At 62.0% G+C, this 24128-nt stretch carries 22 protein-coding genes and 1 tRNA gene; 13 read left to right on the forward strand and 10 right to left on the reverse strand.

The genetic code is table 11. The annotated features are described in order from the left end of the window. Positions 1 to 7: 7 nt before the first annotated feature. The 5 genes from CIC12_RS18900 to CIC12_RS18920 all read right to left on the reverse strand — a co-directional run bounded on the left by CIC12_RS18900 (position 8) and on the right by CIC12_RS18920 (position 5281). Positions 8 to 1237 (reverse strand): type II secretion system F family protein, encoded by a 1230-nt coding sequence (locus CIC12_RS18900; protein ID WP_168665857.1) that lies wholly within the window; start codon positions 1235 to 1237, stop codon positions 8 to 10. Further along, positions 1234 to 2520, reverse strand: coding sequence for a GspE/PulE family protein (locus CIC12_RS18905; protein WP_168665859.1), 1287 nt, complete (start codon positions 2518 to 2520; stop codon positions 1234 to 1236). The genes CIC12_RS18900 and CIC12_RS18905 overlap by 4 nt, the downstream gene beginning before the upstream one ends. Before the next feature lie 152 nt (positions 2521 to 2672). Continuing rightward, a complete protein-coding gene (locus CIC12_RS18910; protein ID WP_342030551.1) occupies positions 2673 to 3971 on the reverse strand; it encodes an HlyC/CorC family transporter in 1299 nt (432 codons plus the stop codon). Positions 3972 to 4163: 192 nt separating this feature from the next. Continuing rightward, positions 4164 to 4240 (reverse strand) — tRNA-Pro (locus CIC12_RS18915). A 48-nt stretch (positions 4241 to 4288) separates the two neighbouring features. Next, on the reverse strand, positions 4289 to 5281 hold the full coding sequence (locus CIC12_RS18920) for a polyprenyl synthetase family protein (RefSeq protein ID WP_168665861.1): 993 nt from the start codon (positions 5279 to 5281) through the stop codon (positions 4289 to 4291). Between CIC12_RS18920 and CIC12_RS18925 the strand changes: the two genes are divergently transcribed. The 5 genes from CIC12_RS18925 to proB all read left to right on the forward strand — a co-directional run bounded on the left by CIC12_RS18925 (position 5265) and on the right by proB (position 8662). Beyond that, positions 5265 to 5513: a hypothetical protein gene (locus CIC12_RS18925; RefSeq protein ID WP_168665863.1), complete on the forward strand. Its 249-nt coding sequence runs from the start codon at positions 5265 to 5267 to the stop codon at positions 5511 to 5513. The genes CIC12_RS18920 and CIC12_RS18925 overlap by 17 nt on opposite strands. A gap of 8 nt (positions 5514 to 5521) precedes the next feature. Next, positions 5522 to 5833: a 50S ribosomal protein L21 gene (rplU, locus tag CIC12_RS18930; protein ID WP_007180329.1), complete on the forward strand. Its 312-nt coding sequence runs from the start codon at positions 5522 to 5524 to the stop codon at positions 5831 to 5833. 25 nt (positions 5834 to 5858) lie between these two features. Beyond that, positions 5859 to 6122, forward strand: coding sequence for a 50S ribosomal protein L27 (gene rpmA, locus CIC12_RS18935; RefSeq protein WP_020071242.1), 264 nt, complete (start codon positions 5859 to 5861; stop codon positions 6120 to 6122). Between the two features lie 227 nt (positions 6123 to 6349). After that, a complete protein-coding gene (gene cgtA / locus CIC12_RS18940) occupies positions 6350 to 7468 on the forward strand; it encodes an Obg family GTPase CgtA (protein ID WP_168665866.1) in 1119 nt (372 codons plus the stop codon). 75 nt (positions 7469 to 7543) lie between these two features. Then, a complete protein-coding gene (proB, locus tag CIC12_RS18945) occupies positions 7544 to 8662 on the forward strand; it encodes a glutamate 5-kinase (RefSeq protein WP_168665868.1) in 1119 nt (372 codons plus the stop codon). A gap of 122 nt (positions 8663 to 8784) precedes the next feature. Here the strand turns inward: proB and CIC12_RS18950 are convergent, their stop codons facing one another. Then, entirely contained in the window at positions 8785 to 9342 is a 558-nt protein-coding gene (locus CIC12_RS18950) for a CNP1-like family protein (protein WP_168665870.1), read from the reverse strand. A gap of 76 nt (positions 9343 to 9418) precedes the next feature. Beyond that, a complete protein-coding gene (locus CIC12_RS18955) occupies positions 9419 to 10159 on the reverse strand; it encodes an RNA pyrophosphohydrolase (protein ID WP_168665872.1) in 741 nt (246 codons plus the stop codon). Positions 10160 to 10451: 292 nt separating this feature from the next. Between CIC12_RS18955 and CIC12_RS18960 the strand changes: the two genes are divergently transcribed. Both CIC12_RS18960 and CIC12_RS18965 read left to right on the forward strand, forming a co-directional pair. Further along, positions 10452 to 12188: a proline--tRNA ligase gene (locus tag CIC12_RS18960; protein ID WP_168665874.1), complete on the forward strand. Its 1737-nt coding sequence runs from the start codon at positions 10452 to 10454 to the stop codon at positions 12186 to 12188. 12 nt (positions 12189 to 12200) lie between these two features. Further along, positions 12201 to 12800, forward strand: a complete 600-nt coding sequence (locus CIC12_RS18965; protein ID WP_168665876.1) for a MarC family protein — start codon at positions 12201 to 12203, stop codon at positions 12798 to 12800. A 165-nt stretch (positions 12801 to 12965) separates the two neighbouring features. Here CIC12_RS18965 and CIC12_RS18970 read toward each other — a convergent pair whose 3' ends face one another. Then, the gene (locus tag CIC12_RS18970) at positions 12966 to 13517 is read right to left on the reverse strand and encodes a hypoxanthine-guanine phosphoribosyltransferase (protein WP_042320806.1); all 552 of its coding nucleotides are present in this window, start codon (positions 13515 to 13517) and stop codon (positions 12966 to 12968) included. 163 nt (positions 13518 to 13680) lie between these two features. Continuing rightward, entirely contained in the window at positions 13681 to 15048 is a 1368-nt protein-coding gene (ffh, locus tag CIC12_RS18975) for a signal recognition particle protein (protein WP_168665878.1), read from the reverse strand. A gap of 81 nt (positions 15049 to 15129) precedes the next feature. Here ffh and CIC12_RS18980 point away from each other — a divergent pair, with 81 nt between their 5' ends. The 6 genes from CIC12_RS18980 (at position 15130) to CIC12_RS19005 (ending at position 22824) form a co-directional block, all read left to right on the forward strand. Then, a complete protein-coding gene (locus CIC12_RS18980; protein ID WP_168665880.1) occupies positions 15130 to 16056 on the forward strand; it encodes a cytochrome C assembly family protein in 927 nt (308 codons plus the stop codon). A 10-nt stretch (positions 16057 to 16066) separates the two neighbouring features. Further along, positions 16067 to 16381, forward strand: a complete 315-nt coding sequence (locus CIC12_RS18985) for a PP0621 family protein (protein WP_168665882.1) — start codon at positions 16067 to 16069, stop codon at positions 16379 to 16381. Further along, positions 16378 to 16974 (forward strand): 1,6-anhydro-N-acetylmuramyl-L-alanine amidase AmpD, encoded by a 597-nt coding sequence (gene ampD / locus CIC12_RS18990; RefSeq protein ID WP_168665884.1) that lies wholly within the window; start codon positions 16378 to 16380, stop codon positions 16972 to 16974. The genes CIC12_RS18985 and ampD overlap by 4 nt, the downstream gene beginning before the upstream one ends. 526 nt (positions 16975 to 17500) lie before the next feature. Beyond that, on the forward strand, positions 17501 to 20497 hold the full coding sequence (locus CIC12_RS18995; protein WP_168665886.1) for a ribonucleoside-diphosphate reductase subunit alpha: 2997 nt from the start codon (positions 17501 to 17503) through the stop codon (positions 20495 to 20497). A gap of 130 nt (positions 20498 to 20627) precedes the next feature. Next, entirely contained in the window at positions 20628 to 21902 is a 1275-nt protein-coding gene (locus CIC12_RS19000) for a tyrosine-type recombinase/integrase (RefSeq protein ID WP_168665888.1), read from the forward strand. Between the two features lie 85 nt (positions 21903 to 21987). After that, positions 21988 to 22824, forward strand: a complete 837-nt coding sequence (locus tag CIC12_RS19005; protein ID WP_168665889.1) for a hypothetical protein — start codon at positions 21988 to 21990, stop codon at positions 22822 to 22824. Here the strand turns inward: CIC12_RS19005 and CIC12_RS19010 are convergent. Continuing rightward, positions 22817 to 24070 (reverse strand): IS256 family transposase, encoded by a 1254-nt coding sequence (locus tag CIC12_RS19010; protein WP_168665893.1) that lies wholly within the window; start codon positions 24068 to 24070, stop codon positions 22817 to 22819. The genes CIC12_RS19005 and CIC12_RS19010 overlap by 8 nt on opposite strands. Between the last annotated feature and the right edge of the window lie 58 nt (positions 24071 to 24128).

The raw sequence follows: 24128 nt of genomic DNA on the forward strand, positions 1-24128 counted from the left end.
TGCGATCCTACACCACGTTGCCGAGTTGAATAATGGGAAGATACATCGCGATCACGAGGCCGCCGACCAGCGTCCCCAGCACGATGATCACAAGCGGCTCGCACAGGCTCGACAGCGTGCCGATTTTCTCGTCTACCTGACGATCCGCGAGCGACGCCACGTCGATCAGCATGGTGTCGAGCGCGCCGGACTCCTCGGCTACTGCCACCGGCTGCACGACCTCGGGCGGAAAGCAGCGTGCCGCGCGCATGGCCTTCGCAAGTCGCTCGCCGCGCCGCAGCCGTGCGGCGATGTCGAGCGTGGCCCGGTCGAAGAAAGCGTTGCCGGTCGCGTGAGTCAATGAATCGAACGCGTCGGCGAGGGGTGTGCCTGCCGATAGCAAGGTGCCGAGCGCGCGGCTCCAACGTGCCGCACACAGCGTACGCAGCAACGGCCCGACGACCGGCATTCTCAGCGACAGACGTGCGAACCGGATGCGGGCAACTTCGGAACGTCGTAGCAGGAAAGTCACAGCTGAAGTCAACACGAAGATCAACGCGATGACGGGCAAGCTCCAGCGCGCCGCGCCCGACGACAACGCGAGCACGAACTGTGTCGGTGCGGGCAGTTTCGCGCCGAAGCCGTCGAAGATCTGTTTGAAGGTCGGCACGACCCACACCAGCAAGGCAGCGGTGATCGCCGTGGCCAGCAGCAGGATCGCGACCGGATAGGTCAGTGCCGCGCGCACTTTCGCGCGCTGCGCGGCGGAGCGCTCGCGGTCATCGGCGATTCTCGCGAGGACGGCGGCAAGCGCGCCGGCCGCCTCGCCGACTTCGACGAGTTGACAGTACAGCGCATTGAATTGCACCGGGTGCCGCTGCAACGCCCCGGAAAAGCGCAGGCCCGCGGTGATGTCGCGCGCCAGTGTGCCGATGATCCGCGGCATGCCCTGACGGTTCGAGACGTGCCCTTGCGCCAACAATTCCAGCGCCGGCGCGAGTGGCAAACCGGCACGCAGCAGACTGGCGAGTTGTCGGGTGAATAGCGTGACGTCCGCGGCGCGCGCCTTGGGGCGCGGCGCCGCTCCATGTGCGGCGAGTTCGATGATGAACAGATCTTCGCGCTTGAGCATGGCGCGAGCCGTGCCCGCGTCCGGCGCGATCAGCGTGCCGTTCTTGTGTAGGCCGGCGACGTTGACGCCGCGCCACCTGAAGCGTGTGTCGGCCGCAGGAGGTGGATGGGTCGTGGCTGTGTTCATGCGATTTCGGTGGCAGCCAGTGCTTCAGCGAGACTGGTGGTGCCGTCTCGTACACGTGCCAACGCCGCGTCGCGCAATGTGGCCACCTGTTCGGTTTGCGCGAGCCGTGCGAGTTCGTGCGTGCCGGCGCTCGCGACGATCAGTTCGCGCATCGCATCGGAGACCGGCATCACTTGATGGACTCCGACGCGGCCTCTGTAACCGATGCCGTGACAAGCCGCGCATCCGGTTGCCGCATACGGCTGCCAGCCGTCGAGCTGACGATCCTCGAAGCCAGCGGCCCGCAGCGCCGTCCCCGATTGCGGCGCCGGCGTACGGCACGCGACGCACAGACGCCGCACCAGCCGCTGTGCCGTCACCATTCGCAACGCTGCTGCGAGGTTGTACGGCTCGACGCCGATATCGATCAGGCGCGCGATCGCGGCAGGCGCATCGTTCGTGTGCAGGGTCGACAGAACGAGGTGGCCCGTTTGTGCGGCTTTCACGGCGACATCGGCGGTTTCATCGTCGCGAATTTCGCCGACCATAATCACATCGGGGTCCTGCCGAAGGAATGCGCGCAGCGCCACTGCGAAAGTGAGCCCGGCCTTTTCACGCACGCTGACCTGATTGATGCCTGCCAGCTGGATTTCCGCCGGGTCTTCCACCGAGCACAGATTGCGCGCCTCGCCGTTCAGCAGATTCAGGAAGCAGTACAGCGACAGCGTCTTGCCGCTGCCCGTCGGCCCCGTGACGAGCACGAGACCGTGCGGCGCGCGAATCGCGGCGTCGAGCGCCTCGCGTTGGCGCGAATCGAGCCCCAGCGAGTCGAGCGAAAGATCGGTGGGCAATGCGTCGAGCCGGCGTAAGACCAGCTTTTCGCCGAACAGCGTTGGCAACGAATTGACGCGATAGTCCTCGATCCGCCCGGGCGACGTCGCGATACGCAGGCGACCGTCCTGCGGCACGCGGCGCTCGGCGATGTCCATGCGCGCCAGCACCTTCACCCGCGTAATGAAAGCGTCGCGCAAATGAGCGGGCGGCTGCGGGATCTCATGCAGCACGCCGTCGATCCGCAATCGCACGCGCCAGCCGTGCTCGGCCGGCTCGATGTGAAGGTCCGACGCGTTGCGCCGGGTCGCTTCCTGCAATGTGTCGGTCAACAGACGTACGGCAGGCGCGTTGTCGGGATCGCTGAGCTGGACCGCGCCAGCTTCGGTGGCGAATGGAGTGCGCGGCGTGCGGTCGTTATCGAAAGCGGTGGGCCGCGGCGACGTTGCCGCAACCTGAAAAGATGCTTGCATGGGAAACCGGTGATGAGCCGCCTGTAGAAGATGACGGCTTCATCTTCCGGTAACGCGGCTCGCGCCGCCATTCAGCCAAACGGCCAATGGCGCGCGCCGCAGGAGCGTGCGATGCTGCCTGCGGCACGTCGGACACGGCGCCATGAAGGACCTCAGCCCAGCAGCGCTTTGCCGCCCTTCGTGCGCGTCGGCGGCTTGAACAGCTTGACGGTGCGAATCGCCTGATCGTCGCTGCGCATGACTTCGAGTTTGATTTCGCCGATCTGCACGCACACGTCGCCATCGGGAATGTCCTCGAGAATCTCGAGGATCAGGCCGTTGAGCGTCTTGGGGCCGTCGGTGGGCAGTGTGAGTTGCAGCCAGCGGTTCAGCTCGCGCAACGGCATGCTGCCCGCGACGATGCATTCGCCATTCTCATTCCAGCCGCCGCGCGAATTGGCGCTACGCGGAATCGACGTGGTGAATTCGCCGATCAGTTCCTCGATGATGTCTTCCGGCGTGACGAGGCCTTGCAGTTCGCCGTACTCGTTGACGACCAGCGCCGTGCGGTGACGGCTCTCCTGGAAATATTGCAATTGCTGGAACACGGGTGTGCCGCTCGGCACGAAGTACGGCTCGGCCAGCAGTTCGCGCAGCGTTTCGCGTTCGAGCTCCTGGTTGTGCAGGGCCGCGAGCGTCTTGCGAACATGCAGCACGCCCAGCACCCGGTCGATGTCGCCCTGGTAGACGATCAGCTTGTTGTGATAGCAGGTTTCCAGTTGGTGCAGAATCTCTTCGAACGGTGCATCGAAGTCGAGCGCTTCGATCCGGCGGCGCGGGATCATCACGTCGTCGACAGAAATGTTTTCGAGGTCGAACAGGTTTAGCAGGATACTGCGGTGCTTGGTCGGCATGAAGCTGCCCGACTCCAGCACGATGGTGCGCAGTTCCTCGGTGGACAGACGCTGGTCGTGCGCGCCTTTCGTATTGATGTGCAGCACGCGCAAGATGCCGTTGGCGAACAGGTTCACGAACCAGACGAGCGGCTTCGCGGCGCGCATCAGCGGCGCGATCACCAGGCTCGCGGGCAGCGCGATCTTTTCGGGAAACGTCGCGCCGACGATTTTCGGCGTGATCTCCGCGAACACGATGATGAGGAACGCGACGATGCCGGTTGCGATCGACAGCACCAGGTTGTTGCGGCCGAACGTGTGCAAGGCGATCGAGGTGGTGAGCACCGGGATGATCGTGTTGAACAGGTTGTTGCCGATCAGCACGACGCTCAACAGTTGATCGGTGTGGGCGAGCAGACCCTGAGTGGTCCTTGCGCCGAGCGCGTTCTGGCCGGCGAGGTGTTTCAGGCGATGGCGATTGATTGCCATCATCGCCGTTTCGGAAATCGAAAAGAAGCTGGAGCAGATGAGCAGCAGAAAGACGGCGCCAATCTGCGCCCATAAGGGAAGTTGTTCCACGCGTCGTGAAGAATAGGGGAGAGGATGGAGAGAATATAGCAGAGGGGGCCCGGCGGCCCGTCCGGGCGGAGGGTGCTCTAATCACGCATATGCGGCGAGTGTCGCGCGGGATGCAGGAAAATCGCGCGTAAAACAAAAAACCGCCCAGCAAGCTGCGGCGGTTTTTCGAGCCTCGAACTAACAAGGCAAATCTGGTCGGGGTGAGAGGATTCGAACCTCCGGCCTCTACGTCCCGAACGTAGCGCTCTACCAGGCTAAGCTACACCCCGATGTGTACTGCGAACTCGATTCGGACTAACCCGGCGTTTCGGTCTCGTTCAAGACTGTCTTGCCGTCGAGTAAGAACATAATTCTAGCAGGCTATCTTTGAAAATGGAACTAGGAAACGCAGAAATTGCGGCTGCGGCCGCCTGAGCTTCCTGTTTCGCGCACTCGAGCGTGTGGTCCAGCGCGCCTGAACGCGTGATAGCTTCGAAAATCGTGTCGAAACGGTCAGTGCCGCCTTGTTCGATCGCTTCGCGCGCCAATGCCGATTGCTCGGGTGTGCCGCGCTCGATCAGATAGATCAGGGGCAGCGTGGGTTTCCCTTCGCGCAGATCGTCGCCGGCGTTCTTGCCCATCGACTCGGCCGTGCCGGTATAGTCGAGCCAGTCGTCCATGATCTGGAAAGCGGTGCCGATGCGGCGGCCGAATTCCGCGGCGGCCGCTTCGGTTTTCGCGTCCGAGCCGGCCAGCACCGCGCCCAGCTGGGCGGCGGCTTCGAACAGCTTGGCGGTTTTGTAGCGGATCACCTGCATATAGCGGGCTTCGTCGACGTCCGCGTCGTGCATGTTCAGCAGCTGCAGCACTTCGCCCTCGGAGATGATGTTGGTCGCCTCCGAGAGAATCTCCATCACGCGCATCTTGCCCACGCCCACCATCATCTGGAACGAGCGCGAGTACAGAAAGTCGCCGACCAGCACGCTCGCGGCATTGCCGAACAGCGCATTGGCGGTCTGGCGACCGCGCCGCAGATCGGATTCGTCGACCACGTCGTCGTGCAGCAGCGTCGCGGTGTGGATGAATTCGACGACCGCCGCCAGTTCATGCCGGTGTCCCGTGGTCTCGCCCAACGCGCCCGCCACCAGCAACAGTAGCGCGGGCCGCAGCCGCTTGCCGCCGGCGCCGATGATGTACTCGGAAATCTGGTTGATCAGCATCACGTCGGACGCAAGACGGTGCCGGATGACGCGATTGACCTGCTGCATGTCTTCGGCGATCGGAGCGAGCAGGCTGGCGGCGTTGGAGGAGGGGGTGGCAGTCGACGACATGATGGCTGAATTGGGTAGTGCCGCGAATTATAAGGCGAATCGCGACAGTTCCGGGTCGCAGGCTGCGGCGCGGCGCACTCGGGGCGACATTCAGGACCGCGCGCTGGGGCAGTCCGGCAAGGCGCCGGGCTTCGCGCGCGGCGGCTTTCAACGAGTTTTGACCGAGCAGCTAACTCTATGTATAATCACGGGTTTCCGCGCGCGGTGCGTGGGAAAAATGAACACAGAGTGAGGTTCTCAATGTACGCGGTCATAAAAACCGGTGGCAAGCAGTATAAAGTTGCTGTCGGCGAAAAACTTAAAGTAGAACAGATACCGGCAGACATTGACGCTGAAATCACGCTCGACCAGGTTCTCGCAGTGGGCGAAGGCGAATCGATTAAGTTCGGTACGCCGCTGGTCAGTGGGGCTTCCGTCAAGGCTACCGTCGTGTCGCAAGGTCGTCACGCAAAAGTGACCATCTTCAAGATGCGTCGCCGGAAGCACTACCAGAAGCATGGCGGCCACCGCCAGAACTATACCGAACTGCGCATCGACGCGATCAACGCGTAAGCGCACCGGTTAAGGAGCAAATCAAATGGCACACAAAAAGGCAGGCGGATCATCCCGCAACGGCCGCGACTCTGAATCGAAGCGCCTCGGCGTGAAGGTTTACGGCGGCCAGGCTATCAACGCTGGTGGCATCATCGTGCGTCAACGCGGTACGCGTATGCACGCTGGTGAAAACGTCGGCATCGGCAAGGATCACACCTTGTTCGCACTGACAGACGGCCACGTCCAGTTCTCGACGAAAGGCGCAGCGAAGAAGCACATGGTCAACGTCGTCCCGGCAGCAGTCTGAGTTTATTCAGGCACGGGCTTCAGGACCGGAAAAAGGCCCCGCGAAGTTAGCGGGGCTTTTTTTATTGCGGCGCTTTCGGCTGATTCGCGAGATCGATCGTGCATGCCGAGACGGCTATGCCGTTCGGTCGATTGATCAACCTGCGGCGGGCGCGGCAAAATAGCAGCATCCGATAGCAACAAACCTAGCAGCACCATCTGGCAGTACACCACGGGACGGAGTTACGCATGAAGTTCATTGACGAAGCGAGGATTGAAGTCATCGCCGGCGACGGAGGGGATGGCAGCGCGTCGATGCGCCGCGAGAAATTCGTTCCGTTCGGCGGCCCGGATGGCGGCGACGGCGGGCGGGGCGGCAGCGTGATCGCGGTCGCAGACCGCAACATCAACACGCTGATCGACTACCGCTACGCAAAAAAACACCTGGCGCGCAACGGCGAAAATGGCCGTGGCGCGGACTGCTACGGCAAGGGCGGCGACGACATCACGTTGCGCATGCCGGTTGGCACTACGATTACCGACATGGAAACCGGCGAGCTGATCGCCGATCTGACCGAGCACAACCAAAGCGTGCAGATCGCGCAGGGCGGCGCGGGCGGCCTCGGCAATCTGCATTTCAAATCCAGTACGAACCGCGCGCCGCGTCAGAAGACCGACGGCAAGCCGGGCGAGCGCCGCATGGTGCGCCTCGAATTGAAGGTGTTGGCCGACGTCGGCCTGCTCGGCATGCCGAACGCGGGCAAGTCGACCTTCATCTCGTCGGTGTCGAACGCGAAGCCGAAGATCGCCGACTACCCTTTCACCACGCTCGCGCCGAATCTCGGCGTGGTGCGTGTCGGGCCGAGCCGCAGCTTCGTCATCGCCGACATCCCCGGTCTGATCGAGGGCGCGGCTGAAGGTGCGGGTCTCGGTCACCAGTTCCTGCGTCACCTGCAACGCACCGGCTTGCTGCTGCACATCGTCGACCTCGCACCGTTTGACGATGCAGTCGATCCGGTCGCGGAAGCCAAGGCGATCGTCAACGAGCTGCGCAAGTACGACGAACTGCTTTACGAAAAAACGCGCTGGCTGGTGTTGAACAAGCTCGACATGGTGCCCGAAGACGAGCGTGAAGCGCGCGTTTCGGCATTCCTCGAAGGCTTCGGCTGGGAAGGACCGGTGTTCGAAATCTCGGCGCTGACCGGTCAGGGCTGCGAAAACCTCTGCTACGCGGTGTTCGATCACATCGCTGCGCATTCGGACGCGCAACGTGCGGCGGAAGCCGAAGATCTCGCCGCCGACGTGCGTTTCCGCGAGAAGCCGGAGGCACCGGCTGCCGCTGACGAATCCAGCGCCGATCCGCAGTAATGAAAAGATCGAGCGCCGGCAGGCTTGGGCGGGCTGCCGGCATGCATCATGCGTCATCTTGGGAGACCGCGCACAATGCGTTCCGTCATCGCAGATTCACGGCGATTGGTAGTGAAAGTTGGGTCGAGCCTCGTCACGAATGACGGGCGTGGCCTCGATCATGCAGCAATCGGCCGCTGGGCCGCGCAGATTGCCGCGCTGCGAGCGCAAGGCAAGGAAGTGGTGCTGGTCAGTTCGGGCGCCATCGCCGAGGGAATGCAGCGGCTCGGCTGGACCAAACGACCACGCGAAATCGACGAGTTGCAGGCGGCTGCGGCCGTCGGTCAAATGGGCCTTGCACAGGTGTACGAGAGCCGCTTTGCCGAGCACTCCATTCAGACCGCGCAGATTCTGCTTACTCACGCGGACCTGGCCGATCGCGAGCGCTATCTGAACGCGCGCTCCACGTTGCTCACGCTGCTGCGTCTGGGCGTGGTGCCGATCATCAATGAGAACGACACGGTCGTTACCGACGAAATCAAATTCGGCGACAACGACACGCTGGGTGCGCTGGTCGCCAACCTGATCGAAGGCGATGCGCTCGTCATCCTCACCGATCAGCAAGGTCTCTTCACCGCCGACCCCCGCAAGGACCCGAGCGCCACGCTCGTTCAGCAAGCCGATGCGGGCGCGGCGGAACTCGAAGCAATGGCCGGCGGCGCGGGCTCGAGTCTGGGTCGCGGCGGCATGTTGACCAAGATTCTCGCTGCGAAGCGCGCGGCTCACAGCGGCGCGAATACGGTGATCGCGAGTGGACGCGAAGCGGATGTGCTCTCGCGGCTGGCATTGGGTGAGGCGATCGGCACGCAGCTGATCGCGCGCACTGCACGGATGGCAGCACGCAAGCAATGGATGGCCGATCATCTACAGGTGCGCGGCCATGTCGTGATCGACGACGGTGCGGTCGAAAAGCTGACGGCGGGTGGCAAGAGCTTGCTGCCTATCGGCATCGTCGGGGTGCAGGGCGCTTTTGCGCGCGGCGAGGTGATCGCTTGCGTGAGTCCTGCAGGGCACGAAGTGGCGCGCGGCCTGACGAACTACAGCAGCGCGGAAACCAAGCTGATTCAACGGCGTCCGAGCGGCGACATCGAATCGGTGCTCGGCTACATGCTGGAGCCCGAGTTGATCCATCGCGACAACCTGGTGCTGGTCTGACCCACTGACCGGCACACGTGCACGGCCGATAAAAAAGCCGTTCCAAGCGGAAGCTGGAACGGCTTTTTTCATGTCCACGACGCGCCGCATGATTCATGCTCACAGCGCTGAAAAATCGCGCCTCAGTGAATCAACGAGGTCGCGGTACGCTTGTAGCGAATATTGTCGATGATCTGCGCGGCCTTCCCCGTAGGCATCTTGTTCGCGCACATATAGTCCTGATACAGCGCCGCGTGATAGGCGTTCAGTGCGCCGTTCTCGATGCGCGAAAAGTCGTTGGCGACCGTTCGGTCCCAGCCGTCATGATCGGCATTCAGGCCCGCATACAGACGCCACTCGTAAGTGTCGCAGCGGATTCCTTCGTAGTTCACATTGCGAGCGCCGCTCGGGCTCGTCACGACCACGGTATAACGCACTACGCCGTCGGTGCCTACGCTCAGTGAATTCCGGTCGATTGCGAACTGCAGCGGTGTATTGCCCGACACCTCAAACGGCAGCAGATTCGACTCTTGGGGCAGCGGCGGCAGCGTGTCCACCTGGTTTTCAACCCAGTTGCCTTTGCGGTCAAGCAGGTAGACGAACGCGCTGTCGTCTTTATCGGTGGGTTTGCCGGCGCTCGAGCAGCCAGCCAGCAGGGCGCCGGTGGCGACACACGCCACGACGAGTGCAAGTGCTTTCAATATGGTTTCCTCGAAACACTGGCACGGCTCGAGGAGCCGCGCCAGCAGAGGCGGCATGGGCAGCCGCACAGAGTTGTTAATTGCGCACGCCCGGGCGGAACAGCGAGCCGGCGGTTTCGTCGGCCGGTTCTTCCTGGCGCTCCGGATCGGCGCCCACCTCGGCCGCTGATCTGGAATCCTGACCGCAATCGGACGCGATCGTGACGTGAACCGATGTTTCGATACTGACGGACGTTACGGAAGTCACCGTCATTACCGTGGAATCCGGTGGACTTTCCATCGACGACGCTATCCGGGGATAGCGCGGCCCATGGTGCCCGCCAGGTTTTTCCGCACGCGGCGCAGGCCGGCGCATGAAACGGGATAGCTCCGTCAGCGCCAACTGATACACATCCCGCTTGAACTCGATTACACAGTCGAGCGGCACCCAGTACTCGTTCCAGCGCCACGCATCGAACTCAGGATGGTCAGTGGCGCGCAAGCAGATGTCGCAGTCGCGTCCTACCATCCGGAGCAAGAACCAGATTTGCTTCTGGCCGCGGTAATGACCGCGGACTTCGCGCTTGATGAACTTGTCAGGCACCTCATAACGCAACCAGTCGCGCGTGCGACCGATCACCTTGACGTGCTCAGGAAGCAGTCCGGTTTCTTCGTGTAACTCCCGATACATCGCTTGCACGGGGGTCTCTCCGTACTTGATGCCCCCTTGCGGAAACTGCCAGGAATGTTCACGGAGCCGTTTGCCCCAAAACACCTCGTTGTGCGCGTTCAAGAGGATGATGCCGACGTTCGGGCGAAAGCCTTCACGATCCAGCATACAACCACCTTCGAATCCTTTAAAATTGCTTTGATTATAAACAGATAACGGACCCGACGCACCGAATCGCACCAGAATGGAACGAATCGCCGCAAAAGCCCCGCATTTGCGGTAGCCTGTCAATCTTTCCGGGCCTTATCCCTTGTGCATAAGCTCTGCGCGCGGCTTCGGCGCCGCGTCCGGGCAGCGTCGTTGCCGGTGTCAGGCGTACCGTGCCGGATCCGTACGATTTTCCCTACCGTTTTCACCTTTCGGGCGGTCCCTCCGGAGCCGCCGCTTTTGGATAATCTGAATGAAAGCTTCCCGTTTCTTTATCGGCACTTTGAAAGAAGCTCCCGCCGACGCCGAGATCATCAGCCACAAGCTCATGGTGCGCGCCGGCATGATCCGCCGCGTCGCCGGCGGCATCTACAACTACCTGCCGGTCGGCCTGCGTTCGATTCGCAAGGTAGAAGCCATCGTGCGCGAAGAAATGAACCGGGCAGGCGGGATTGAATTGCTGATGCCGTCGGTGCAACCGGCCGAGTTGTGGCAGGAATCGGGCCGCTGGGAAAAGTATGGCCCCGAGTTGCTGCGCTTCAAGGATCGCAAGCAGTCCGACTTCGTGCTCGGCCCGACGCACGAAGAAGTGGTCACGGACATTGCGCGCAATCAGATCAAGAGCTATCGCCAGTTGCCGGTCAACTTCTATCAGGTCCAGACGAAGTTCCGCGACGAGATCCGTCCGCGTTTCGGCGTGATGCGTGGCCGCGAGTTCATCATGAAAGACGCGTACTCGTTCGACAAGGACGCGGAAGGTCTGCGCGAGTCGTATCGCAAGATGTACGACGCGTACGTGCGCATCTTTACGCGCCTCGGTCTGGACTTCCGCGCGGTGGCCGCGGACAACGGGTCGATCGGCGGTAGCGGCTCGCACGAGTTTCACGTAATCGCCGAGACCGGCGAAGACGCGATCGCCTATTGCCCGACCTCGGACTTCGCTGCGAACGTCGAAGCGGCCGAAGCGGTGCCGCTCTACGCGCAACGCGCCGCCCCGGCCGAAGACATGAAGAAGACCGCGACGCCCGGCAAGGCGAAGTGCGAGGCCGTCGCCGAACTGCTGAACATTCCGCTTGAACGCACGATCAAGTCGATCGTGCTGGCAACGGAAAACGAAGGCGCCGAGCCGACCATCTGGCTGCTGATGCTGCGCGGCGATCACGATCTGAACGAGATCAAGGCGAGCAAGCTGCCGGGTCTCGCCGATTTCCGCATGGCAACCGAAGCCGAAATCATTGCAACATTCGGCACACCGCCGGGTTACCTCGGTCCGATCAACACGAAGAAGCCGGTCAAGGTCGTCGCGGACCGTACGGTCGCGAACATGAGCGACTTCGTGGTCGGCGCGAACGAGGTGGATTACCACATCGCCGGGGTGAATTGGGGCCGCGATCTGCCGGAGCCGGTCGTCGCCGACATCCGCAATGTGAAGAAGGGCGATCCGTCGCCGGACGGCAAGGGCGAGATCGACATCTGCCGCGGTATCGAAGTGGGCCACGTGTTCCAGCTCGGCACCAAGTATTCGGAAGCGATGAACGCGAATTGCCTCGACGAGACCGGCAAGCCGCAGCCGATGGAAATGGGCTGCTACGGTATCGGCATCACGCGTATTCTCGGCGCCGCGATCGAACAGAATTTCGACGACAAAGGCATCATCTGGCCGGAATCGATCGCTCCGTTCGAAGTCGTGTTGTGCCCGATGGGCTATGACCGTAGCGAGGCCGTGCGCGAGCAGGCCGACAAGTTGTATGCGACTCTGGTCGAAGCGGGCATCGACGTGATTCTCGACGACCGTGGCGAGCGCCCCGGCGTGATGTTCGCCGACTGGGAGCTGATCGGCGTGCCGCATCGTCTCGTGATCGGTGACCGTGGTCTGAAGGAGGGCAAGCTCGAATACCAGGGCCGCCGCGACACCGAAGCGACGCTGCTGCCGGTCGAGGATGCCGCCCAGACGGTCATCGGGAAAGTGCGCGCGGCGTTAGCGCGCTAAGCGGAGCGGACGGTGCAGTACACCTTCCTCTCTGCCACCGTCCTGCTGATCCTGATCACCGATCCGCTTGGCAATATTCCGCTCTTCATCAGTTGTCTGCGCGGAGTGGCGCCTGAGCGTCGCACGATCGTCATTCTGCGCGAGGTGGCGATCGCCTTCGCGATCTTGCTGATCTTCATGGTGCTGGGTCAGGGCTTTTTGCGCATGATGAGCCTAAGCGACCAGTCCTTGCGCATCGGCGGCGGGATCGTGCTGTTTCTGATCGCGCTGAGAATGGTGTTCCCGCATCCGGACGGTCCGTTCGGCGGCGACGCGCGCGGCGGCGAGCCGCTCATCGTACCGCTCGCGATTCCGGCGCTGGCGGGCCCATCGGCGCTGGCGACGGTCATGCTGCTGACGTCGCAGGCGCCCGGCAAGATGTTCGAGTGGATCGGCGCGCTGACCGTCACGATGATCGTCTGCGCGATCGTGCTGATGCTGGCCGAGCGTATTCAGATCCTGCTCGGCGAGCGTACGATGGCGGCCTTCGAGCGGCTGATGGGTCTCGTGCTGGTGGCGATCTCGGTCGAAATGATGCTCGGTGGTATCCGGTCTTTCGTGCAGCATCTATGAGGCTGCGCCGCACGAGAACCGTTTTGCACGAGCATCGAGTGCGCTCACGTTGTGCTTGCGGCGCACTGACAAAAAAGCGGCCCACCCGGGCCGCTTTTTTACGCCATCCATTTGCAGGGATCGACCCATGCGGCCATGACCGCGGCGCTGTCGACCACGCCTCGATCAAGCCCCTTCGGTCAGCGCGCGAATTGTCGGCAGGTTGCGCCAGTAGCCCTTTGCGTCCATCCCGCAGCCGAACACGTAGCGGTCGGGCACTTCAAAGCCGCAGTAGTCGGGGCGCAGCGGCTTGGCCTTCGGAATGATCTTCTCGCACAGCACCGCGCTCAGGAAGCGCTTCGCGCCCATCGCGAGGATGCGGTCGCGGATCGCGGCCATCGTCTCGCCTTCGTCGAGGATGTCGTCCAGCACCAGCACGACGCGGTCCTTCACCGACTCGGCCGGTGCGACGCGCCACTGCATCTCGTTGCCGCCCTTGGTGGTGTTGCGGTAGCGGGTCAGATGGATGTAGTCGAACTCGAGCGGGAAATCGAGGTGCGGCAGCAGCATGCCGGTGAATACCGCGGCGCCGCCCATCACCGACAGCACGAGCGGGAAGTCCTCGCTCATCTCGTCGCGAATGGCGGCCGCCATGCCGCTGATCGACGCGTTGACGTCGCTGGCCGAAACGATTTCTTCGGAGTGGCTAAAAATGTGGAGGGCTTCTTCGCGGTTCATGACGTCTGGCGGGCGGTAACTGTATACATAGGGTGAGAGAGCGCCCCGCAGGAAGCTCCCTTGGGCAACGGCGGCCTGCGGGACGGAATAAACTCGCATGAGCCTGGAGTCAGCCGCGCGCGCCGTGCTTCGTGTACTGGCGCGCCCACCGTTTTTCTAAAGCTTAGCGCATGCCGGGCAACATGCCCTTCATGCCGCGCATCATCTTCTGCAGATTGCCGCCCTTGAGCTTTTTCATCATCGTGCGCATCTGGTCGTACTGGTTCAACATGCGGTTGACTTCCTGCACCTGCACGCCCGCGCCCGCGGCAATGCGGCGCTTGCGGGTGGCCTTGATCAGATCGGGCTTCGCGCGCTCCAGCGGGGTCATCGAGTTGATGATGCCTTCCATGCGGCGCATCTGCTTTTCGGCCTGGCCCATGTCGGCGCCGGCGGCGGCCTGCTGGAACTGCGCGGGCAGTTTGTCCATCAGTGACGACAGGCCGCCCATGCCCTTCATTTGCGTGAGCTGCGCGCGGAAATCGTTGAGGTCGAAGTCGCCGCCTTTCTTGACCTTGTCGGCGAGCTTCTGCGCGGCTTGAACATCCACGCCGCGTTGCGCTTCTTCGACGAGAGCGAGAATGTCGCCCATGCCGAGAATCCGGTTCGCCATCCGATCCGGGTAGAAGATTTCGAGGCCGTCGAGCTTTTCCGCGACACCGACGAACTTGATCGGTTTGCCCGTCACGTGACGCACGGAGAGCGCCGCGCCACCGCGCGAGTCGCCGTCGAGCTTGGTGAGGACCACGCCGGTGAGCGGCAGTGCGTCGCTGAACGCCTTGGCGGTGTTCACTGCGTCCTGGCCGAGCATTGCGTCGACGACGAAGAGCGTTTCCGCCGGTTTCAGTTCACGGTGAAGCGCAGCGATTTCCTGCATCATCGCTTCGTCGATACCCAGACGGCCGGCCGTGTCGACCAGCAGCACGTCGTGATAGTGGCGCTTGGCCCAGTCCACGGCGGCGCGTGCGATGTCGACCGGCTTCTGGTCCGGTTCCGACGGGAAGAAATCCGCGCCGACCTGCTCGGTCACGGTCTTCAACTGCGCGATAGCGGCAGGGCGGTAGACGTCGCACGAAACCGTCAGCACCTTCTTCTTGTACTTCTCGCGCAGCAGCTTGGCGAGCTTGCCGACCGTGGTCGTCTTACCCGCGCCCTGCAGACCCGCCATCAGAATGACGGCCGGCGGCGTGACGGCGAGATTGAGCTCGACCGCCTTGCCTTCGTAGTCGCCGCCGATGATCGCGGTGAGCTCGCGCTGCACCACGCCGACCAGCGCCTGACCCGGCGACAGACTGCTGATGACCTCTTCGCCGAGCGCCTTTTCCTTCACCTTGGCGATGAACTCGCGCACGACGGGCAGCGCCACGTCGGCCTCGAGGAGCGCGAGGCGAACTTCGCGCAGCATTTCCTGGGTGTTCGCCTCGGTAAGCCGGGCTTCGCCGCGCAGCGTCTTGACGACGCGCGCCATCCGTTGAGTCAGATTGTCGAGCATGGGGAGCGATGAACAGTGCGGCCCGCGCAGCACGCGACGTGGAAGACGTCGCGGAGTAGGGGCCTAGTGTAAACTTCGAATATGGATATTGTACTGTATGCCCTCACTGCGCTCCTCTACGGCGGTCTTGCCGTGGCGGGCTGGCGCTCGCACCGGCACGCCGCCGCGCGTCCCATGCTGGAGAGCGTGCCGCCGATGCCCGCTGCCGCGGGTGTTCCGGACGCTTCTGTCGCATCGGGCATGAGCACGCCGGGCCGTGCGCTGCTGTTCGTCGCGCTGCTCGCGCATGGCGTGCTGCTGCATACCACCATTTTCCCGCAGAACGCGATGGTGTTCGGCTTCGCGTTCGCACTGTCGGCCATGTTCTGGCTCGGCGCCGGCATTTACTGGATCGAGAGTTTTTTCTTTCCGCTCGACGGCCTGCGTCTGCTCGTGCTGCCGCTTGCGTGCATCGCGTCGCTGTTGCCGCTGGCGTTTAACGGCGTGCGCGTGTTGCCGTATTCGGCCGCGCCGATGTTCAAGCTGCACTTCCTGATCGCCAACATCGCGTATGGTCTCTTTGCGATCGCGGCGCTGCACGCCATTCTGATGCTGCTCGTGGAGCGGCGTCTGCATGCGATGCGCGGCGGTCTCGCACAACGGAATGCGGCCGCCGCGGGCAACGGCTGGCTGTCGAGCTGGCTCGATACGCTGCCGCCGCTGCTGACGCTGGAGAAGCTGCTGTTCCGTCTGATCGGCGCGGGCTTCGTGCTGCTGACGCTCACGCTCGTCTCGGGCATCCTGTTCAGCGAGCAACTGGTCGACCGCGCGCTGCGGCTCGATCACAAGACCGTCTTCGCGATTCTTTCCTGGGTGATGTTCGGCGCGTTGCTGACCGCGCGCAAGGTATCCGGCTGGCGCGGCCGTGCGGCATTGCGCTGGGTGCTGGCGTCGTTCGTCGCGCTGTTGCTGGCATATGTCGGCAGCCGTTTTGTTTTCGAGGTGCTGTTGCACCGTGCCGTAGTGTGAGCGTGTCCCCATGCGACAAATTTTTTTGCTGATCCTGCTGTTCATCGTCGGGCAATGGCTGGTGAAGGCGGTGCGCCGTCATGATGCGCAAACGGCCCGCCGCACGGGCGCGCAGGGCGCGGGCGCCAGAAGTGCCAATGGCGCTGCCGGCGGCGGAGCGCATCCCAGCGCCGCGCCGCAACTCGCCGAGCCGATGATCCGCTGCGTCGAATGCGGCGTGCACGCGCCGAAGAGCGACTCGGTCGTGGTGGCGGGGCAGCCGTTCTGCAGCGCCGCGCACGCGCAGCGTCACGGCGCGCGTCCCTCGGGGCGCGACGCTCGATGAGCGTCGAGTTCGCCGTCGATGCAGACGGCTGGGTCGCCGCCGCTCGCCAACTGCCCTCGCCGAATTTCGAAGCGCGGCCCGCCGGCGCCGTGCCGACGCTGATCGTCGTCCACAACATCAGCCTGCCGCCCGACGAGTTCGGCGGCACGGCGATCGCCGAACTGTTCCTGAACACGCTCGATTGCGATGCGCACCCGTACTACGACTCGCACCTGCGCGGCGTGCGGGTGTCGGCGCATTTCGTGATTCATCGCGACGGCGTGCTCGAACAGTTTGTGTCGTGCAACGAGCGCGCGTGGCACGCGGGGCCGTCGAATTTTTTCGGCCGCGAGCGCTGCAATGATTTCTCGATCGGCATCGAACTGGAGGGCAGCGACACGACTGCTTTCGAGGCGGCGCAATACCGCACGCTCGGTGCCCTGGTGAGCGCGCTGAAGGCGCGTTATCCGGTCGACGCGCTGGCCGGTCACTCGGACATCGCCCCCGGTCGCAAGACCGATCCAGGGCCGCATTTCGAGTGGCAGCGGCTGCAAAAAGAGACGGCGCTTGCGGATCAGTACTTCCCCTATCTCAAGTTTTCCAAAACGCTGTAACACCCCCTCGCACGAGTTCGCGTGACGCGAGGAGAGCAAGGCGCAGCCTCGTTCTCCCGGCGACGGCTTCGCAGCGCGCGATGCAAAAAGTCAACCCCGGCGGCTTAAATAAAACGATTTGACCTGTCTTGAATCTCCACTATACTTGGTGCCGTAGATTCAGTTGCACACTATATCTTGTGTCGAGTGTGCATAACTGTGTGGATAACCCAGTGCATAAATCAGCGGCGCCCCGTTCGGTGGAACATGGCGCCGCAAGCATTCCAGCAGAGAAAAATTTCGGGGCACAGCCGGTAGAGACCTCCGGCCGCACCCGGAAGCATTCAGGAAAAGGGCACAGCAAGTGATCGCGACACATCCGGTGAAGACCGTTACGAATTCGAATCAGGCTTCATCGCAGTCGCATCCCGGCAACCGGCCCGGCCGGCCTTTTTCCTACCCCTCAGCGCTGCCGCTCGCGGCGGCGCAGCGTTCGATTTAATCCGCGGCACTCGCCGCACCATTTCCAGGACCAGGAGCTTTGCACATGCAAACCACCGACAACGTGACGACCCGGTACGAGGGTTCACCGACTGGCCAGGCCTTTGGCCAGGCACAAGGCGCTCAGGCGCTCGCGCCGCAGACGACCTATGCCGACTACAAGGTGATCCGTCGCAATGGCAGCGTGGTGTCGTTCGAACCGTCGAAGATCGCCATCGCCGTGACGAAGGCGTTCCTCGCCGTCAACGGTGGTCAGGGCGCGGCATCGGCGCGCGTGCGCGAACTGGTCGAGCAACTCACGCAGAGCGTGGTGCGCGCGCTCGTGCGCAGCCGCCCGAACGGCGGCACGTTCCATATCGAAGACATTCAGGATCAGGTCGAACTGGCGCTGATGCGCGGCGGCGAACATAACGTCGCGCGTGCTTACGTGCTGTATCGCGAGAAGCGCACGCAGGCGCGCGGTCACGACGAGCAGGTCGCTGCGAGCGCGCCGGGTCTGAACGTCACCGACAACGGCGTCACGCGTCCGCTCGATCTGGTCGCGCTGCGCGGCATCATCGAATCCGCTTGCGCGAACCTGGGCGACGCCGTGAGCGCCGACCCGATCATCGCGGAAACGGTGAAGAACCTGTACGACGGCGTGCCGATGAGCCAGGTCTACGACTCGGCCATTCTCGCTGCGCGCACAATGATCGAAAAAGATCCGGCGTACAGCCAGGTCACGGCGCGCATCCTGCTGCACACGATCCGCCGCGAGATCCTCGAAGAAGAAGTCACGCAAGCCGAAATGGGCGAGCGTTACGCCGAATACTTCCCGCAGTTCATCAAGCGCGGCGTGCAAGCCGAGCTGCTCGACGACAAGCTGCTGCAGTTCGACCTGAAGCGCCTCGGCGCCGCGCTCGACAACAACCGCGACCTGCAATTCGGCTACCTCGGTCTGCAAACGCTGTATGACCGCTACTTCCTGCATCACGACAACGTGCGCATCGAAATGCCGCAGGCATTCTTTATGCGTGTCGCGATGGGCCTGTCGCTGAACGAGATCGACCGCGAAGCGCGCGCGATCGAGTTCTACAACGTGCTGTCGAGCTTCGACTTCATGTCGTCCACGCCCACTTTGTTCAACTCGGGCACGCGCCGCTCGCAACTGTCGTCGTGCTACCTGACGACGGTCGACGACGACCTCGACGGCATCTACGAAGCGCTGAAGGAAAACGCGCTGCTCTCGAAGTTCGCCGGCGGTCTGGGCAACGACTGGACGCGCGTGCGTGCGCTCGGTTCGCACATCAAGGGCACCAACGGCAAGTCGCAAGGCGTCGTGCCGTTCCTGAAGGTCGTCAACGACACGGCGGTCGCCGTGAACCAGGGCGGCAAGCGCAAGGGCGCGGTGTGCGCGTACCTGGAAACGTGGCACCTGGACATCGAAGAATTCCTCGAGCTGCGCAAGAACACCGGTGACGACCGTCGCCGCACGCACGACATGAACACGGCGAACTGGATTCCCGACCTGTTCATGAAGCGCGTGATGGAAGGCGGCGACTGGACGCTATTCTCGCCGTCCACCTGCCCGGACTTGCACGACCTGTTCGGCGCCGAGTTCGAAGCGGCTTACACGGCTTACGAAGACAAGGTCGCACGCGGCGAGATCAAGCTGTTCAAGAAGATTCCCGCGGCGCAACTGTGGCGCAAGATGCTGGGCATGCTGTTCGAAACCGGCCATCCGTGGATCACGTTCAAGGATCCGTGCAATGTGCGCTCGCCGCAACAGCACGTCGGCGTCGTCCACTCGTCGAACCTGTGCACGGAAATCACGCTGAACACCAGCGACGCCGAAATCGCAGTCTGCAACCTCGGCTCGGTGAACCTCGTCGCGCACCTGAAGGAACAGGCCGACGGCACGCTCGCGCTCGACCACGACAAGCTCAAGCGCACCGTCAGCGTGGCGATGCGCATGCTCGACAACGTGATCGACATCAACTACTACGCGGTCGCCAAGGCGCGTAACTCGAACCTGAAGCACCGTCCGGTCGGCATGGGCATCATGGGCTTCCAGGACTGTCTGCACCTGCTGCGCACGCCGTACGCGTCGCAAGAGGCGGTTCAGTTCGCCGACACGTCGATGGAAGCGGTCTGCTACTACGCTTACTACGCGTCGACCGAACTGGCGCAGGAGCGCGGCCGTTACTCGAGCTACCGTGGCTCGCTGTGGGATCGCGGCATCCTCCCGCAAGACTCGGTGAAGCTGCTCGCCGAAGCGCGCGGCGGTTATGTCGAAGTCGATTCGAGCGAATCGATGGACTGGACCGAATTGCGTTCGCGCATCGCCACCTACGGCATGCGCAACTCGAACTGCGTCGCGATCGCGCCGACGGCGACGATCTCGAACATCATCGGCGTGTCGGCCTGTATCGAACCGACGTTCCAGAACCTGTATGTCAAGTCGAACCTGTCGGGCGAATTCACGGTGGTCAACGACTACCTGGTGCGCGACCTGAAGGCACGCGGCCTGTGGGACGAAGTGATGGTCGCCGACCTGAAGTACTTCGACGGCACGCTCTCGCGCATCGACCGTATCCCGGCCGACCTGCGCGCGATCTACGCGACCGCGTTCGAACTCGATCCGGTGTGGCTCGTCGAAGCGGCCTCGCGTCGTCAGAAGTGGATCGACCAGGCGCAGTCGCTGAACATTTACATGGGCGGCGCATCGGGTAAGAAGCTCGACGAAATCTACAAGCTTGCCTGGGTGCGCGGTCTGAAGACGACCTACTATCTGCGCACGATGGCGGCGACGCACGTCGAGAAGTCGACGGTCGCGCACGGCGCCCTGAACGCGGTGAGCTCGGGTGGCGGCGAAGGTTCGGGCGGGGCGGCAGGTGGCGCAGCGGGCGGCTTTGGCATGAGCGGCGGTGCAGCGTCGGGCGGCATTCAGGCCGCTGCGGCAGCCCCGGCGGTCGCGGTCGAAGCAGCGCCGGAAGCGGACGGTCCGGTATGCATGATGCGTCCGGGCGACCCTGGCTTTGAAGAGTGCGAGGCTTGCCAGTAGAGACGAGTCTTCTGGAAAGGTAAAGTTATTCTGTATAAGTAGTTGTTTTATAAAGATTTGTTTGATGAATATGTAAACTGGTGGTTGTAGGGGGGATGTGCTGCATTCTGCGGTTTGCCAGAATGTAAACATGAATCCCACCTACATCACACGTGAACTTCGGGCCAGTAGCGGAGAGCGGTTTGCCATCCTGCTTTATGCAGATGGCGGCCACCCTCTGTACTGGCCCAATCTTTTTGCCCTGACGCAGCTTCGCGCTTGTTCGCTTGCTACGAACACAATTTGTCGAGCGCTTCAGAACATAGGCTTTCTTCACCAGTGGGCCGCGGCACGCGAGATCGATATTGATCACCGCCTGGTCCATGGCGACTTTCTTACTCTTGATGAGGTGGAATCGCTCGCGAACGAGCTGAGGTATTCTCGACGCTATCTCGTCCGCAAGGGGAAGGCAGGCGGTCATCCCAAGCGCCACAGCCTGGAAGCCGTTCGCCGGAAGTTGCGGACGCATACTGCGCGTACCGTCGGTACATATGAAGCCTCGATCAGGATCGCGGATATTGCTCTCTATCTTGAATGGCACGCCACTCGCAGAACTACCAAGCTGGTAGACGCCGCCGCAGGGTCGCATTTACGCGCCCTTACCCAATCAGTCATTAACCACCTGCGAAGCCTGAAACCCAAGTCGAAGTCCTCCGATTCCGATGTGGGGCGGACCGGACTTCTGCCGACTCAGCGTAGCGTTCTCCTTGGGGCGATTCGTCCTGATAGCGAAGCAAATCCATTCCGTGGTGAGTTTCAGCGGCTTCGTAACTATCTCTACATTTCCTTGGCTTACCAGGTTGGGTATCGCAGAGGTGAGTCGCTGCAACTGAAGGTGGAGGACATTGACGTTCATCTCAGGCTTCTCCGAATACACAGAAGCGCAGATGACAAGAGCGATCTTCGATCCGTACAACCGCGCACCAAGACGCTGGCCCGTACGGTTCCGCTTTCGGCAGAGCTTGCAGAGGAACTCTACGACTATATCGACAGAGTTTGGTCCAAGATTCCTGTCTCGCAACGACGCCATGGGTTTGTCTGGACGACGGTCAATGGCCACCCGCTGGCGCTGTCAACAGTGAATGACATGTTTCGCCGGTTACGCAAGGCTGTACCCGACCTACCACCCGACCTCACACCCCACACGTTGAGACATGACTGGAATGAGCGGTTCAGTGAAGCTATTGACGCCTTACCCCCAGAACGAAAGCCAGGAGACGACAAGGAATCCAGAACCCGTTGTCACATGATGGGATGGACAGCAGGGAGCTCCATGGCTGGGAACTACACACGTCGGTATGTCCGCGAGAAGGCTGCGGAGATTGCCGAAGAAATGACTCGGCGTCTCACAGATCAGCCTGACTAATCGCCGCGCTTCCGCTTATTAGTTTCAATTGCACAGTTGTTGGTAAATGCGGTCAATTGACACCATACCAAGATCCCCACTCACGATGACTTCACCTAAGGCCACTGGTTTTCATAAGCGTGAATCTACCGACCTGTTTCCTCTGACCGAGATACTTACGCGTGACGGAATTTCGGTAGTCACCAGTGAAAAATTTTCTGTGCGTGATCCCGATTCGAATGCGACCTATTCATTCGCATTTTCAACGATGCCGGTATCGAAGGACATCGCCGCAGCGACCTATCGGGGGGCCCGAAAATATCTGATGACAAAGTCGCTAAGCTACGCCTGTCGATCTCTGAACTTGTTTCAAGACATGATGCAAGCTGGTGCTGATTCGGTTGGCGGAATCCTCCAATCTATTGACCTCTCTGGGATCAACAGCTGGAAAATAGCCAGGGAAGCCCGCAGTGCCAAATTTGACGTAGCGTTAGCCTTTGTCATCCCGTGGTTACGGCGATGGGTGGAGGCTGGCGAGGGAGGCGTCAGCGAGGAGGTATCGGCGTATTTGCTTGACCAGGTTGGTACCACCAAAAACCAAGCATACATCGCCCTTCAAACGAACGATCCGGAACGGGGTGCCTTAACGCGCCATGAGATGGGCGCGCTAACGGCTGAACTGAACTTGCAGTTCGCAGGCGGAAGAATCTCGCTGGAGACGTACGCGTTGTTGTGGCTGCTTATCGGTACAGGGATGCGCCCAGTACAGGTGGCGCGGATGCGAGTCGCTGACGTTGCCCAAGACAAGGTTGAAGGATCGACGGATGTATATCTTTCAATCTCGCTGGCAAAGGGCGAGGGGGCGTATGAAGGGCACCGATGGGGACTGCGGGACGTGTCAGGAATTTCGTGTGCTGAGGTCGCTGTAAAAAGTCTCAGCTGATGGCGTTGGTGAAGCGCTCGCCGAACAGAATGGCGAACTGATTGACCGCTTGCCGCCAGGTGATAGGCGGCATCTTCCAATCCTTTTCGATGTTGCGCAAGGCCAGATACAGCAGCTTGCTGGCGGCTTCGTCGCTGGGGAAGTGGCCGCGGTTCTTGACGATCTTGCACAGTTGCATGTGCATGCTCTCGATGGCGTTGGTCGTATATATAATCCGACGCACTTCGGGCGGATAGGCGAAGAACGGGATCACCTGCTCCCATTGACGCTGCCACATCGCCGCCACGGTGGGGAATTTGCGGCCCCAGTCGCTTTGAGCGAAGGCTTCGAGCGCGGCTGCCGCCGCTTCGGCCGTGGCGGCCTGATAGATCGGCTTGAGCGCGGCAGCCAACGGCTTGCGGTCTTTCCAGCTCGCCAGATTCAGCGAATTGCGGATCAAATGCACGATGCAAGTCTGGATCTGCGCGGCCGGATAAACCGCCTCGATCGCTTCGGGAAAGCCGCGCAAGCCATCGACCACCGCAATCAGGATGTCGTGCAAACCGCGGTTCTTCAGCTCGTTGAAGACCTTTAGCCAGAACTTGGCGCCTTCGGTCTGTTCGATCCATAGGCCCAGCACTTCCTTGCGGCCATCGGCGCGGATACCCAGCGCCAGGTACACCGCCTTGTTTTTGACCGTGCCTTCGTCGCGAATCTTCAGCCGCAGAGCGTCGAAATACACGATCGGATACATCGCCTCAAGCGGTCGTTGCTGCCATTGCTCGACTTCAGCCAGCACTTCATCGGTGACGGTGGAGATCAGGTCGGGCGACACTTGCAGTCCGTACAGCTCCAGCAAGTGGCCCTGGATCTCGCGCACGCTCATACCGCGCGCGTACATGCTGATCACATGGTCGTCGAATCCCGGCAATCGACGTTGGTATTTGCCGACCAGTTGCGGCTCGAACGTCGCCTGCCTGTCACGCGGGATATCCAGATTCAACTCGCCATTGGGCGTGATGACCGTCTTCGGGCTCGTGCCGTTGCGGTGGTTGCCGGCGTTGCCCTGCTCGGCCTCAGCCGTCAGGTGATGCGTCAGTTCGGCCGCCAGCATGCGCTCGGCGAGTTGCTTCTTGAGCAGGCCGGCCAAGCCCGATTCACCGAGAATCGACTCGGCATCCTTGTTCTGCACCTGGGCCAGCAGTTGATCAATCAGTTCATCCGGAAACAGCTTCGGCGTGCTCGGTTTCTTGCTCTTCTTTGTCATGCTTGTTGTTTCGGTCATAAGGGCGTTCCTTTCGGTATCGTCTCATGACCTCGGCACA

This window comes from Paraburkholderia sp. SG-MS1 (genome assembly GCF_012275575.1).
Lineage (GTDB): Bacteria > Pseudomonadota > Gammaproteobacteria > Burkholderiales > Burkholderiaceae > Paraburkholderia.